General features: G+C 47.9%; 15 protein-coding genes and 1 pseudogene. 8 read left to right on the forward strand and 8 right to left on the reverse strand.

Going from position 1 to position 13126, the window contains the following annotated elements:
* Both RMO52_RS19350 and RMO52_RS19355 read right to left on the reverse strand, forming a co-directional pair.
* Positions 1 to 428, reverse strand: a pseudogene (locus RMO52_RS19350) (serine/threonine protein kinase); the annotation flags it as partial.
* A 35-nt stretch (positions 429 to 463) separates the two neighbouring features.
* Positions 464 to 631 (reverse strand): DUF4291 family protein, encoded by a 168-nt coding sequence (locus tag RMO52_RS19355; protein ID WP_309744173.1) that lies wholly within the window; start codon positions 629 to 631, stop codon positions 464 to 466.
* On the opposite strand from RMO52_RS19355, the gene uvrB reads away from it, so the two are divergent.
* The 3 genes from uvrB to RMO52_RS19370 are packed head-to-tail and all read left to right on the forward strand — an operon-like array spanning position 630 to position 3188.
* On the forward strand, positions 630 to 2642 hold the full coding sequence (gene uvrB / locus RMO52_RS19360) for an excinuclease ABC subunit UvrB (RefSeq protein ID WP_310417507.1): 2013 nt from the start codon (positions 630 to 632) through the stop codon (positions 2640 to 2642). The two genes, RMO52_RS19355 and uvrB, sit on opposite strands and share 2 nt — an antisense overlap.
* Positions 2639 to 2839: a hypothetical protein gene (locus tag RMO52_RS19365; protein WP_309741334.1), complete on the forward strand. Its 201-nt coding sequence runs from the start codon at positions 2639 to 2641 to the stop codon at positions 2837 to 2839. The genes uvrB and RMO52_RS19365 overlap by 4 nt, the downstream gene beginning before the upstream one ends.
* 52 nt (positions 2840 to 2891) lie before the next feature.
* Complete coding sequence (locus RMO52_RS19370; protein ID WP_310417531.1) at positions 2892 to 3188, forward strand: Uma2 family endonuclease; 297 nt, start codon at positions 2892 to 2894, stop codon at positions 3186 to 3188.
* A gap of 66 nt (positions 3189 to 3254) precedes the next feature.
* Here RMO52_RS19370 and RMO52_RS19375 read toward each other — a convergent pair whose 3' ends face one another.
* Positions 3255 to 3836 (reverse strand): Uma2 family endonuclease, encoded by a 582-nt coding sequence (locus RMO52_RS19375; protein WP_309741329.1) that lies wholly within the window; start codon positions 3834 to 3836, stop codon positions 3255 to 3257.
* 91 nt (positions 3837 to 3927) lie between these two features.
* Between RMO52_RS19375 and RMO52_RS19380 the strand changes: the two genes are divergently transcribed.
* Positions 3928 to 4941 (forward strand): aldo/keto reductase, encoded by a 1014-nt coding sequence (locus tag RMO52_RS19380; RefSeq protein WP_310417511.1) that lies wholly within the window; start codon positions 3928 to 3930, stop codon positions 4939 to 4941.
* A gap of 10 nt (positions 4942 to 4951) precedes the next feature.
* A complete protein-coding gene (locus RMO52_RS19385) occupies positions 4952 to 5563 on the forward strand; it encodes a DsbA family protein (RefSeq protein WP_309741327.1) in 612 nt (203 codons plus the stop codon).
* Positions 5564 to 5605: 42 nt separating this feature from the next.
* Here the strand turns inward: RMO52_RS19385 and RMO52_RS19390 are convergent, their stop codons facing one another.
* Together RMO52_RS19390 and RMO52_RS19395 are read right to left on the reverse strand one after the other, a co-directional pair.
* Positions 5606 to 6319 carry a pirin family protein gene (locus tag RMO52_RS19390; protein WP_309741326.1) on the reverse strand — a complete coding sequence of 238 codons (714 nt, stop codon included), beginning with the start codon at positions 6317 to 6319 and terminating at the stop codon, positions 5606 to 5608.
* Between the two features lie 210 nt (positions 6320 to 6529).
* Positions 6530 to 6841, reverse strand: coding sequence for a hypothetical protein (locus tag RMO52_RS19395; protein ID WP_310417514.1), 312 nt, complete (start codon positions 6839 to 6841; stop codon positions 6530 to 6532).
* Between the two features lie 345 nt (positions 6842 to 7186).
* Here RMO52_RS19395 and RMO52_RS19400 point away from each other — a divergent pair, with 345 nt between their 5' ends.
* On the forward strand, positions 7187 to 7687 hold the full coding sequence (locus tag RMO52_RS19400) for a hypothetical protein (protein WP_309742804.1): 501 nt from the start codon (positions 7187 to 7189) through the stop codon (positions 7685 to 7687).
* A gap of 23 nt (positions 7688 to 7710) precedes the next feature.
* On the opposite strand, the gene RMO52_RS19405 is transcribed toward RMO52_RS19400, so the two are convergent.
* The 3 genes from RMO52_RS19405 to RMO52_RS19415 all read right to left on the reverse strand — a co-directional run bounded on the left by RMO52_RS19405 (position 7711) and on the right by RMO52_RS19415 (position 10362).
* Positions 7711 to 8187 (reverse strand): hypothetical protein, encoded by a 477-nt coding sequence (locus RMO52_RS19405; RefSeq protein WP_310417517.1) that lies wholly within the window; start codon positions 8185 to 8187, stop codon positions 7711 to 7713.
* A gap of 163 nt (positions 8188 to 8350) precedes the next feature.
* Positions 8351 to 9118 (reverse strand): glucosamine-6-phosphate deaminase, encoded by a 768-nt coding sequence (locus tag RMO52_RS19410; protein WP_396135054.1) that lies wholly within the window; start codon positions 9116 to 9118, stop codon positions 8351 to 8353.
* A 269-nt stretch (positions 9119 to 9387) separates the two neighbouring features.
* Positions 9388 to 10362: a serine/threonine-protein kinase gene (locus tag RMO52_RS19415; RefSeq protein ID WP_310417523.1), complete on the reverse strand. Its 975-nt coding sequence runs from the start codon at positions 10360 to 10362 to the stop codon at positions 9388 to 9390.
* Positions 10363 to 10605: 243 nt separating this feature from the next.
* On the opposite strand from RMO52_RS19415, the gene RMO52_RS19420 reads away from it, so the two are divergent.
* Together RMO52_RS19420 and RMO52_RS19425 are read left to right on the forward strand one after the other, a co-directional pair.
* On the forward strand, positions 10606 to 11529 hold the full coding sequence (locus RMO52_RS19420; RefSeq protein ID WP_310417526.1) for a rhodanese-related sulfurtransferase: 924 nt from the start codon (positions 10606 to 10608) through the stop codon (positions 11527 to 11529).
* A gap of 233 nt (positions 11530 to 11762) precedes the next feature.
* Positions 11763 to 13073: an aminopeptidase P N-terminal domain-containing protein gene (locus RMO52_RS19425; RefSeq protein WP_310417529.1), complete on the forward strand. Its 1311-nt coding sequence runs from the start codon at positions 11763 to 11765 to the stop codon at positions 13071 to 13073.
* The last annotated feature ends 53 nt before the right edge of the window (positions 13074 to 13126 follow it).

A 13126-nucleotide genomic window follows, 5' to 3' on the forward strand; every position in this document is an offset into this window, starting at 1 on the left:
TCTGCAATAACTTGCGGCGGAATACTTAATCCCTGATGCACGCTGTCATAGAGAGTGGTTCCATAGAGCCGTTTGAGTACCAAGAAATTTGCGCCAGCATACAGACATTCCGAAAAAGCTGGGTGAGTGCCGAGTCGCCGATACACCTCAGTTTCCTCTTCAAACCCAGCCATGCCAGGAGCATAAATCTTGACCACTTGCTGGGGATAGTCGGGATGAGCGAATACAGCCGCATAATTGCCAGCACCCAATTTCTGCCAGGGCATTGGTACTCGATCGACCACCACTGGATTGTTGTGGGTAGAATTACTGTGGAGTTGAAGCTGCGGCAATAATTCTCGCTCGATGCACTCGACAAGTTGGTGTAAGTGCGATCGAGCGAACTCTGGGTTTACCGATCCGTCGATGTGAGGTGGGAGTGTGGTCATAACCAATATATCGCCGCGCCTTAATTTATAATTCGTTAGTGTTCGCCGCCGAAGTAGCCGTGTGTCGCTGCAAAATTCCCGATTTCAGGGCGATATGCCTGGTACACAATTACCCCTTCTTCATCAAACTGCGCTAGAATGTAACGACCGATTTTTGGTAATTTGGTCTTTTGTTCTATGTAACTGGTGGTGATAAGCGGCATGGACGATAATGAATTTAAACTAGAAGCACCATTTAAACCGACTGGCGATCAACCTGCGGCGATCGCGCAGCTCGTGGCTGGGTTAAAATCTCAACAGCAGTTTCAGACTTTGCTCGGTGCGACGGGTACGGGGAAAACATTTACGATCGCGGCGACGATCGCCCAGTATCAGAAACCGACATTAGTATTAGCTCATAATAAAACATTAGCGGCGCAATTGTGCAACGAATTGCGGCAGTTTTTCCCGCACAATGCCGTCGAGTATTTTGTTTCTTATTACGATTATTATCAGCCGGAGGCGTATATTGCAGTTAGCGATACTTTTATCGAAAAAGCATCGGCAATCAATGATGAAATCGATATGCTGCGACATTCGGCGACGCGATCGTTATTCGAGCATCGGCATGTAATTGTGGTGGCTTCCATTAGTTGTATTTATGGTTTGGGCACGCCTGCTGAATACCTGAAGGCGGCAATTCCGTTGAAGGTGGGGATGGAAATCGACCAGCGGGAGATGTTGCGGCAGTTAGTTTCGGTGCAATATAGTCGCAATGATATCGACTTAAAGCGCGGTAATTTTCGGGTACGTGGTGATGTAGTAGAAATCGGCCCTGCTTACGAGGATCGGATCGTGCGGGTAGAATTTTTTGGCGATGAAATTGAAGCAATTCGCTATGTCGATCCGGTGACGGGAGAAATTCTGAATACGGTGGGTGGTTTGAATATCTATCCAGCACGGCACTTTGTCACGCCTGAAGATACGTTGCAGGATGCTTGTAATGACATCGATGAGGAATTGAAGCAGCGGATAATTGAACTCGAAACTAATGGTAAATTAATCGAAGCTCAACGCATCGACCAACGGACGCGCTACGATTTGGAAATGTTGCGCGAAGTCGGTTTTTGCAATGGGGTGGAAAACTATTCTCGCCATCTAGCAAGACGTAATGCTGGCGATCCGCCGGAATGTTTGTTGGATTATTTCGATGATGATTGGTTATTGGTAGTCGATGAATCTCACGTCACTGTCCCGCAAATTCGGGGGATGTATAATGGCGACAGAGCGCGCAAAACAGTGCTGATCGATCACGGTTTTCGCTTGCCCAGTGCGGCGGATAATCGCCCGTTAAAGGCTGATGAATTCTGGGAAAAGGTAAATCAATGTATTTTTGTTTCTGCTACCCCTGGTGAGTGGGAAATGGGCCTTTCAGAGGATCGAATCGCCCAACAGATCATCCGTCCGACGGGAGTAATCGATCCAGAAATATTCGTGCGTCCGACAGAGGGACAAGTTGATGACTTACTCGGTGAAATTCGCGATCGCGTCAAGCGCGAGGAACGCGTATTGATTACGACGCTTACTAAACGGATGGCGGAAGATCTGACTGAATATTTTCACGAACGCAGTGTGCGAGTAAAATATCTCCACTCAGAAATCCAATCGATCGAACGAATTGAAATTATTCAAGGTCTGCGGAATGGTGAATTTGATGTATTGATTGGGGTAAACTTATTGCGGGAAGGTTTGGATTTGCCGGAGGTATCTTTAGTCGCCATTCTCGATGCCGATAAAGAAGGATTCTTGCGTTCGACGCGATCGCTCATTCAAACAATCGGACGTGCGGCGCGACACATTCGCGGACAAGCAATCTTGTATGCCGATAAAATGACTGACAGTATGACAGCCGCGATCGACGAAACCGATCGTCGGCGTGGTATTCAATCAGCACATAATAAAGTAAATAATATTACGCCTTACTCGATCGTCAAAACAGGTACTAATTCGATCCTCCAATTTCTCGATCTCTCACGCCGACTGAATGCCCAACAATTGGAGACAGTCATCGAGCATGTCGATGAATTAACCCTCGAACAAATTCCCGATGCGATCGTCCAATTAGAGGCCGAAATGAAAGTAGCAGCAAAAGAATTAGAATTTGAAAAAGCCGCAACATTACGCGATCGTATTAAACAATTGCGCGGTAAATTAGTTGGAAATTCTTCAAAATGACTCTAGTTACCGTCAAATGGAGCTTAGATGAATATCACCAAATGATTGGCTCGGGATTGTTAGACGATCGATCTTTAGAACTAATCGACGGGGAAATCATTGAGATGTCACCAGAAGGTGTAGCGCACTCCTTTTATTGTCGAGGTACCGCTAAATATCTCCGCTTGCTCTTGGGAGAACAAGCAGAAATTAGGTGAGCTTCACCCAATTACTCTACCTAATAACTCGGAGCCAGAGCCAGATATTGCGATTGTCAGAACTCCCGATACTCTATATCAAACTCGTCATCCATTCCCCGAAGATATATTTTGGTTAATCGAGATCGCCAATACGACTCTAGTCAAAGATTTGGGAGCGAAGCGAGATCTATATGCGCTCGCAGGCATCCCTGAATATTGGGTAATGAATTTACAAACATTAGAATTGGTCGTGTTTAGAGATCTTATCGACAATGAATATCGCTCTGAAATTTGCTTGAGTAGTGGTACTATTTCACCACTAGCTTTTTCAGAGCTTTCGATCGATATCTCTCGATTATTTCGTTAATATATCGATCGCATTGTTTGCATCCTCTCTTAAATAATGTCAGCAACATTGGCTCGGTTAAATCTACTATTCCCCACTTTCGACTACTAGATCCTCGTAAACTCGATCGATCTCAAAGCTGAAATTCACACTAGTTAATTCAACTAGATCGCCAGAACTATAAGTGATAAATTCCCACATTCCAGCAGTTGGTTGGCGATACACATCAAAGTGGATCCGATCGGTACTAATGAGGACGTATTCTTGGAGAGTAGGTGACTGGCGGTATAAACCAAACTTCTCGCCTCTGTCATAAGCTTCAGTACGCGGGGATAAAACTTCGATAATCAGATAAGGGTGAGTGATAAAATTGCTGGCACTGCGATCGTGAACATCGCCACTGACGCTCAGATCTGGATAACAGAAAGAATTAGATTCTAATGTCTGTACTTTAGTCCGATTTCCGAACACCCGACATACGGTGCCGTGAAATCGCTCTTGGAGCATGTTACTCAAGTTTGTCGCCACAACAATAGCTCGATCTAATGTTTCATCAGCAACGCGGCGGATGCTACCATCGATGAATTCGTAGCGAAACTCTTGCTGTGCTTCCCACTCCAGATATACTGATGGGGTGAAGTGTGAAAAATGTTCGGTGTCAGAAATCATCAGATACAGCACCTATTATTCAATGTCCTATAGAGTCACTATAAGATAAAAATAGTTAGTATTAGAGAAATGAATTACAGGAGATCCGCTCGTGCAAACTCGTAAACTCGGCAATTCTCTTTCAGAGAGGCTTCGCCAACGCGGACTGGTAGTTTCGGCTCTGGGGCTGGGCTGTATGGGCATGTCTGGGGTGTATGGTGCCGCAGATGAAGAGATGGCGATCGATACCATTCATCAAGCGATCGATCTGGGTGTGACGTTCCTAGATACGGCGGATGCTTATGGCAAGGGACATAATGAGACACTAATCGGCAAAGCAATTCGCGATCGCCGCGATAAGGTTGTCATTGCCACCAAATTTGGGCTGAGTGACGTCAGCACAGGTGGATATACCATCCCCGTCAACGGTCGTCCCGAGTACGTGCGCTCGGCTTGTGAGGCAAGTTTGCGGCGATTGGGAGTAGAGACGATCGACTTGTATTATCAACATCGCGTCGATCCGCATACGCCGATCGAAGATACCGTGGGGACGATGGCAGAATTAGTCACAGAAGGCAAAGTCCGATTCTTAGGCTTATCAGAGGCATCCGCCGCCACGATCCGCCGCGCTCATGCGGTACATCCGATTGCCGCTTTGCAAAGCGAGTACTCGCTCTGGAGTCGGGATGTGGAGGCAGAAATCTTGCCTACTTGCCGCGAACTGGAAATCGGGTTTGTACCCTGGAGTCCCCTCGGACGCGGCTTTCTCACTGGGCAGATTAGAACTTTTGACGATTTAGAGCCAAACGACTGGCGACGCACCTCACCGCGATTTCAGGGCGAGAATTTTGGGCGCAATTTAGATTTAGTCGCGCAGGTGCAACAGATGGCACATGACAAAAATTGTACGCCAGCTCAACTAGCGATCGCCTGGTTGCTCCAGCAAGGCGAGGATATCGTGCCGATTCCCGGTACCAAGCGCGTTTCTTACTTGCTCGATAATCTCGGCGCGTTGGAGATCGAGTTAACAGATCGAGAACTCGATCGGATAGATGCCATCTTACCTCAAGGTGCGGCATCCGGCGATCGTTATCCCGCCGCAATGATGCAAATGGTCAATCTCTAACCGCACATTCATGAGCGCAAACGTAAATATTGATTTTTACTACTCCATTGGCAGCCGTTATTCATATCTAGCTGCCACTCAAATTGAAGCGATCGAACAGCAAACTAGTTGTCAGATAGAATGGCATCCTATTAATAGCGTGCGGCTAATTTCTCAGCGCGAATGTAGTCCATTTGCGGGTAAACCCTCTGGACAATATGAATGGACTTATCGCGAACTGGATGCAATCCGATGGGCTAAATTATATGGAGTTCCATTTGTCGAACCGCGCGGACGGGTACATTTCGATTCAGAGTTGTTAGCGCGGGCATGTACGGCAGCGAAGCAGTTTGGCAAGGTGGAGGAGTACAGTCACCTACTATTCGCAGCGATGTTCCAGGGTTCGCAATCTAAAATCGAGCAGCAAGAATGTATCGGTTTTGCCGAGTTATGTGGTATTTCCGCGCTGAAATTTCAGGCGGCATTGATATCGCCAGCAACAACAGAGCGGCTTGATGAAACAATTAACCGCGCTCATCATGCTGGCGTATTTGGCGTGCCGACATTTATTGCTTTGGACGAGCTATTCTGGGGAAACGATCGCCTTGTTTTATTAATTCATTTCCTGAGCGATCTCCACTGAGATCCCTAGATTTATGAAGGCTAAATCAACCGATCGTTCCGATTAGGCGAGGTCGAATAATAGGACTTCCGCATTAGCTGCGGTCGTTAGTTCTAATAATTCTGGTGTACTAATTTGGACGCCATCACCTGCTACCAAGGATTCGCCGTTGAGCGTAAGGTCGCCGCTGGCTACTTGCAGCCAGACATACCGCTGCGGCTCCATCTCAAATGTCAGGCGGTCGCCAGCCCCGAGAAGTGCTGCATACAGGTTCAGATCTTGATGCACTATTACCGAGCCGTCGCGCCCGTCTGGGGACGCCACCAGCCGAAGTTTGCCCTGCTTATCGGCTGGGGAGAATTGACGTTGGTCGTAACGGGGTGTGATATTTTGCCTGTCGGGGAGGATCCAGATTTGCAATAAGTGGACTGGTTCGGTATCTGAATTATTGAATTCACTGTGTTGAATACCAGTCCCCGCACTCATGATTTGGACATCGCCCGGTCGAATTACCGCACCAGTACCGAGACTATCTTTGTGCGCCAACTCTCCGGCAAGTACATAGGTCAAAATTTCCATGTCCCGATGTCCGTGCGTGCCAAATCCCGCTCCAGGCGCAACCCGATCGTCATTAATGACGCGCAACGATCGAAACCCCATCCGCTGCGGGTCGTAAAAATTGCTAAATGAAAATGTATGGTAACTGTCTAGCCAGCTAATTTTGGTATGACCGCGCAGGTCGCCAGGGTGAATTGTATTTACAGCAGTTGTACTCATTTAACTATCCTCATCTCTAATTAAAGAACGACACATCGAGAGAATCATTACCTCTTACCTCTTACCTCTTACCTCTTACCTCTTACCGCCACCGCTCTCTAATCAAACGCACGCCCTAAGAAACCTCAGCGCGTGCGTTTAACTTACTATTATCGATTTGCTGGAAAAAATCCTAGCCGAGGCACTAATAGTTGTAACGTGCGTTACGGACTATTTTAAGGAGCTAGCTGCCTGAGTTAGTAATTCGCCTAATTGTTTTACTTTAGCCGCAGCACCAGGATCGGCGCTGGCAGCAGCGTCAGTAGTAGTTTTACCGATACCTGCAAGCACTTCTGCTAAGGACTTACCGCTGCTAGTCTTACCAGAGGACAGTGCTGCTTTAAGTTCGCCCAAGTCTTTTGCCAGGGGATCGCCAAGCTGTTGCTGCCAACCCTCGATTACAGCGACCGCTTGGTCGGCAGGAATAGCTGTCAGACCCTGTTGCAGAGCCGCAATTGTAGAATCAATATCAACCTGTGCCATAAAATCTTCCTGTGTTTTATTTACTTTGATTTACTCTGAGTAATTTTTTGACTGGTTGCTAATCAGTAACTCACACCATTCACATTATTACAAATGTCCGACAAGAAGTCATCTATCTTTAGACCTATATCAATAGGTATAGCAAGTTACCATTCGATCGCCAGAATAGCGGCTAAGCGTGTCAGATCGATCGAGAAAACAAGTTAAAGCTGTTGCTTTGTAAGGTTTGCAGTGGTGGGCAGTGCTACACAGTGCAACTCCGGCAATCTCCGTCTAAATATGGATGGAATGCGTTGGCGATCGAGTCTAATATGAACTAGACTCATCTTGTTATCTAGACCCACTATGAATCCCGAAGCACCTCAAGCCGATTCCGCAAGGCGGAGGCTACGCCAACGATTTATTGCGACTACTACCAAGGAACGGCTACGGGTCATCCTGGCGATCTGCATCATCGTGGTGGGGACGATGCACTTTGTCGTGCCCGCTCCTTTCGTCAAGATCGTACCGGATTATTTTCCCGCTCATCTGGCGTTGGTTTATATCAGTGGCTTTTTTGAGATTTTAGGTGGAATTGGGATTTTGGTACCGCCTGTGAGTCAAGCTGCGGCGTGGGGATTGCTGGTATTATTTATCGCCGTGTTTCCCGCGAATATTAATATGGCTGTCAATGCGATCGATCTGCCGAATATTCCCGATTCTGATGTCTTGCGGTGGGGGAGATTGCCCTTGCAAGCGGTGTTGATTGCGTGGGCGTGGTGGTATACCAAAACGGATAGTTTGGATGGGCAAGTCTCATTAATACCCGATCGATTGGTGAAATCGCTGACTCAAGATTCAAAATAAAATGATGGCGATTCTAATAAATATTAAATAATATTAATAACTAATGTTTGTTTGACATTACCCGTGCCAGAAAACTGCTGCGAGACATTAGTATTTTTACCATTAAAATTAACGGAAATCGTATCTTCATTTTGGGATGAGTTTCCCGATATCTCGATTTCATTGCGTCCGGCTTTCATCAGTGGGGCTAAATTCAGCTCTAGAGAATTATTCGCGATCGATTTGACCACTTTACCATTGACTCTGACTTCGACGCGTTGCAGGCGAATCGGGGCATTGTTTGCCAAGCCCTGAACCCGCAACAGATGGGGCTGAGTCAGATCGGCACGCTCGATACTAACAGTGGTAGATTGCACTCGTCCGCCATCGGCATCGGTACTGACAATCACCGTACTTTGACTGATGGTAACGTCACTACTATTAGTCTCAGTGGCAAATGTCACCACTGAATTGCTCATCATTAACACTGCACTAGCTACGACTGAAACACTCGTTTTCATCAACTTTACCTCTATGTCACTAGTGTGAATATGCAATGTTTTAAGTGAGTCGGCGATCGTCCAGAAACCCGTTCCGCATCGCTATTTCTAAGTGTAACTGTAATTGACGCTGGTAGTATGAGGACTGTTCCACCTGCTGCCGCGATCTTCTACTACCAGTATTTTAGGCGATCGCACTAGCCGCAGCTTCATCCAAGTATAAGGTCGCCGTGGGATATTTGCGTAAGATCGAAGCCGGACAGGTGGGGGAAATTTCACCAGTCAGCATGGTTTTGACAATCGCGGCTTTCCTGGCTCCCATTGCCACACAGCAAATCCGCCGCGCCTTGCAAATCGTCGGTAAAGTCAGTGTGAGTGCGTATTGTGGCACTGCTTCGATCCGAGCGAAGAATCCCGTATTTACCTGCTGTTGGCGCGACTTATCGGCTAATTTTACCAACTTAACGGGATAGCGATCGGTAAAGTCAGCGACTTCAGGATCGTTAAAGGCAATATGTCCGGTTTCGCCGATCCCTAACAAGCATAAATCGATCGGTTGGGCGGCGAGTAACTGTCCATAACGATCGCATTCGGCGATCGGTTCTAAGGTATCGCCAGCAAGATAATTAAACTGGTGGGGAGTGACTTTTTGCGTCACCATTTCCCGCATAAATAACTGAAAACTCGCGGGATGCTCGCCCCCAATGCCCAGATATTCATCTAAATGAAATAGTGTTATCCGTCCCCAGTCGATCTCGCCAAATGTCGTCAAATCTTTGAGTAACTTCACCTGAGAGGCACCACTCGCCAAAATCGCGGCGGCGCTACCCTGACGCTCGATCGCCTCATTCAGATAAGATTGGGTTTGTGTGACTAGACTCTGGACGATATCTGCCTCCTGACGATACACCTCAACTCGCAAAGCATCGACTTGGAAGGTACGCAACGGCATGGTAGATAGCAGGTAATTAATAGTCGATGGTCGAGCGATCGTCCGATATCGAATTATTTTACCGCAGATTCGATCGCTGCCACCTCTAAATTTTCTGGATGGCTGCGATGGCGAGGCTACCTCATCTGTACTCTGGTTAGAAGCGAAGTCCAACTGACTTGTGTGTACTCTTTATTGTCAGCTAATTTAACAAATAACAGGGGTTTGAATCCCCATCTTAAAAACCCAATTATCAATTCTCAATTATCAATTCTCAATTCTCAATTAATTTAGCGATCGACTACCGATGCACCACCGATGTTCTGCATCGAGCCGATCTGACTGACGATCGTAGTAGTACTAATCAAGCCCAAGCCAATCAGGACAGCTACAGCCATAATTCTACTAGTCGTTAATTGTCGATTGGTCGATTCGTTGTCGGTAAATCGCGCCGCCCAGATGTGACGATCGTCCTCACAGTCGAGCGGGATCGTCTCCAGATCTGCCAGCACCGCTGTCGTACAATCATAACGATCGCTATAATCAACCCGCGTCATCTGCTCCAAAATCGCTGCCAATCGATCGCTAATCGTCGTCAGATCCCGCCATACCACCTCTTTAGCTGCATTCCGAGGTAAGTGCAGCGGATACTGTCCCGTCAGAAATTGAATGGCAGTCATGCCTAACGCGTAGATATCACTATTAAAAGTCGCTAGGCCATTAGCTTGTTCGGGAGCGTGATAGCCGGGAGTCCCTACAACTGTATTGTCAATTGGTGCTTCATTCTCCAAATCTTGCACCGCCCCAAAATCGATCAGACATAGCTGTCCGCTGTCCCACCGCCGAATAATATTCGCAGGTTTGATATCGCGATGAATGGCTTGCTTCTGATGCACGTAACCCAGTACCTTGAGCATCTCCCGCAGAAATCTAATTACCTTACCCTCGCTCCACTGATGCCCGATCGTAAATTCTTTACTCAGATCGTCGCCAGCCACAAAATCCTGTACCAGGAAAAAATCGCCCTGATGCTCGAAGCACTCCACTTGCTGAGGGATCTGACTATGCTTGAAACGTGCCAAAATTGCCGCTTCCAGCTTAAATAACTGCAACATCCGAGGATGCTCCACCTTCGGTCGCAGTTGCTTGACTACACACTGCGGTTCGCCCGGTGCAGTCAGATTTTTAGCCAGGTAAGTATGGGCAAAGCCACCTTTACCGAGCCGTTTGATAATTTGGTAACGACCATCCACGACGATATTCATGGGCTGGAGTGAGCACAAATTGCTATTAAACTTCTAGTTATTTATAATCGGTGATGTTGCCGAGCAAAACTGTATGCTATGAGACAATTATTATTCACATTAGATTAATAACGCTAATTTCAGCAAATTGTCCGATTAGTGAACTAAAGCTCCAGAGCCTCTGACAGTCAAGCTTTGACCCTCAGCCCGATCCCCCAAATAGATCGAGATACAATTAAATAATGCGACCGATAAGCACTAATTATGACTCAAGTTATTGCCGCTTTTTACAAATTTGTGACCTTAGATGACTACCCAGAGCGTCGTCAACCCCTGCTAAATTTGTGTCAGCAGCACCAGATTAAAGGCACGATTTTACTGGCGGCTGAGGGGATTAATGGCACGATTGCGGGCACTCGATCGAGTATCGATGCCATCCTCACATATCTCAAAGCCGATCCCCAGTTTGCCGATTTAGAATATAAAGAATCGATCGCCACCAAATCGCCATTCGACAGGCTCAGAGTCCGCCTCAAACAAGAAATCGTCACCTTCGGCGTGCCGACTGTCGATCCCACCAATCTCGTCGGTACCTACGTCAAACCCCAAGACTGGAACGCACTGATCGCCAATCCCGATGTCGTGGTTATCGATACCCGCAATCAATACGAAGTCGAAATCGGTACCTTCGCAGGCGCGATCGATCCGCATACCGACTCCTTCACCGAATTTCCCGCCTACGTCGCCACCCACCTCGATCCCCACCAACACAAACAAATCGCGATGTTTTGTACGGGCGGTATCCGCTGCGAGAAAGCTACCTCCTACCTGCTCTCCCAAGGCTTTGAACATGTCTATCACCTCCAAGGTGGCATCCTCAAGTATCTCGAAGAAATCCCCGCCACCGAGAGCCAATGGGAAGGCGAATGCTTCGTATTCGACGATCGTGTCGCCGTCACCCACGGACTAGCACCGGGGACCCACAAAATCTGCTGGGGTTGTGGCGATCCGCTCTCGCAATCGGATCTCGCATCACCCCACTACGAACCCGGCATCTGTTGCGCCCGCTGTTACTCGACAATCACCTCCGCGCAACGTGCCAGCCGCACCGAAAGATGGCGACAACTTCAACTAGAGACGAGTCATGTTTCCGCTCATCTCGATCGCGTCAACAATACCCAAATATAAGCGATCGAATACAGCAATCTTATTTGATTTAGAAAAATCTGGTAGGGTGTGTTACCGCGTAAGCGTAACGCACCAATAATAGTCTAATTTTGAAATTTCTGATGATTACTCCCCTCCTCTGCTAAGGCAGACGCTGCTCTTTGCGAACGCGAACGCGAACGGAGGGGTTGGGGGTGGGTTCCATCATCTAGGATTGCTAAGATAACAATATAGTCAGCATAGGTTAGAAGTACATGCAAGCAGAATACCGCCAGCGTCGGGAACAGTTAATGGCAAAAATTGGCAATGGCACCGCGATATTTGGGAGTGCGCCGATGGCAACCATGCACAACGATGTCGAATACGTCTATCGCCAAGAGAGTGACTTCTACTACCTGACTGGCTTCAACGAACCCCATGCCGTCGCCGTCATCGCCCCCCACCACGACGAACACAAATTTATCCTCTTCGTCCAACCCAAAGAACGCGAAAAAGAGATCTGGACGGGATACCGCGTGGGTGTGGATGCTGCTAAAGAAAAGTATGGTGCAGATGAAGCATATCTCATCAGCGAACTCGATGAAAAACTCCCCCAATATCTAGAGAAAGGCGACAAAATTTACTACCATATGGGGCGTGACGAACAGCTCAATGGCAAAGTTATTACCCATTGGCAAAGATTGCTCCGATCCTATGGTAAACGCGGTACGGGGCCAGTCGCGATCGAAGATCCCTTCCTCACCCTCCACCCCCTGAGACAGGTTAAAAGTCCTGCCGAACTGGATTTGATGCGCGAAGCTGCCCGGATTGCGGCTTTGGCTCACGCACGCGCCCGTGAAATTGCCAAACCAGGCGTAAATGAATCAGAAATCGAAGCCGAAATCGAATACATCTTCCGCAAAAATGGTGCGATGGGTGTCGCTTATCCGTCGATCGTGGCATCCGGCTCTAATGCTTGCGTTTTACACTATATCGAGAACAACAGCACCCTCAAAGATGGCGACTTGCTGCTCATCGATGCGGGTTGCGCCGTCGGGTACTACAACTCTGACGTTACCCGCACCTTCCCCGTCAACGGCAAATTCACTACCGAACAAAAAATCATCTACGAACTCGTCCTCGATGCCCAAATGGCGAGTATCGAACAAGTCAAACCGGGCACTACTTGGAAAGACTTCCACCATACCTCCGTCCAAATCATCACCGAAGGCTTAGTCCAGCTCGAACTCCTCACTGGCGATGTCGATACCCTCATCGAAGAAGGCAAATATAAGAACTTCTACATGCACGGTACCGGACACTGGCTCGGTTTGGACGTTCACGACGCGGGTATCTACATGCACGGTGCCGAAACCTGGTACCAATTCCAACCCGGCAACATTATCACCGTCGAACCGGGCATCTATATCTCCCCCGACATCGAACCCGCCGAAGGACAACCCAAAATCGATGACTGCTGGAAAGGCATCGGCGTCCGCATCGAAGATGATGTCCTCATCACCGCCAACGGCAATGAAGTCCTCACCGCCGCCATCCCCAAATTCGTCGAAGACTTAGAATCTTAACCGTAACCGCGATCGATTGTAATTTTCTCAATCGATCGATTCGCGCGCTTTCC

Source organism: Chamaesiphon sp. OTE_8_metabat_110 (assembly GCF_031382685.1).
GTDB lineage: Bacteria > Cyanobacteriota > Cyanobacteriia > Cyanobacteriales > Chamaesiphonaceae > Chamaesiphon.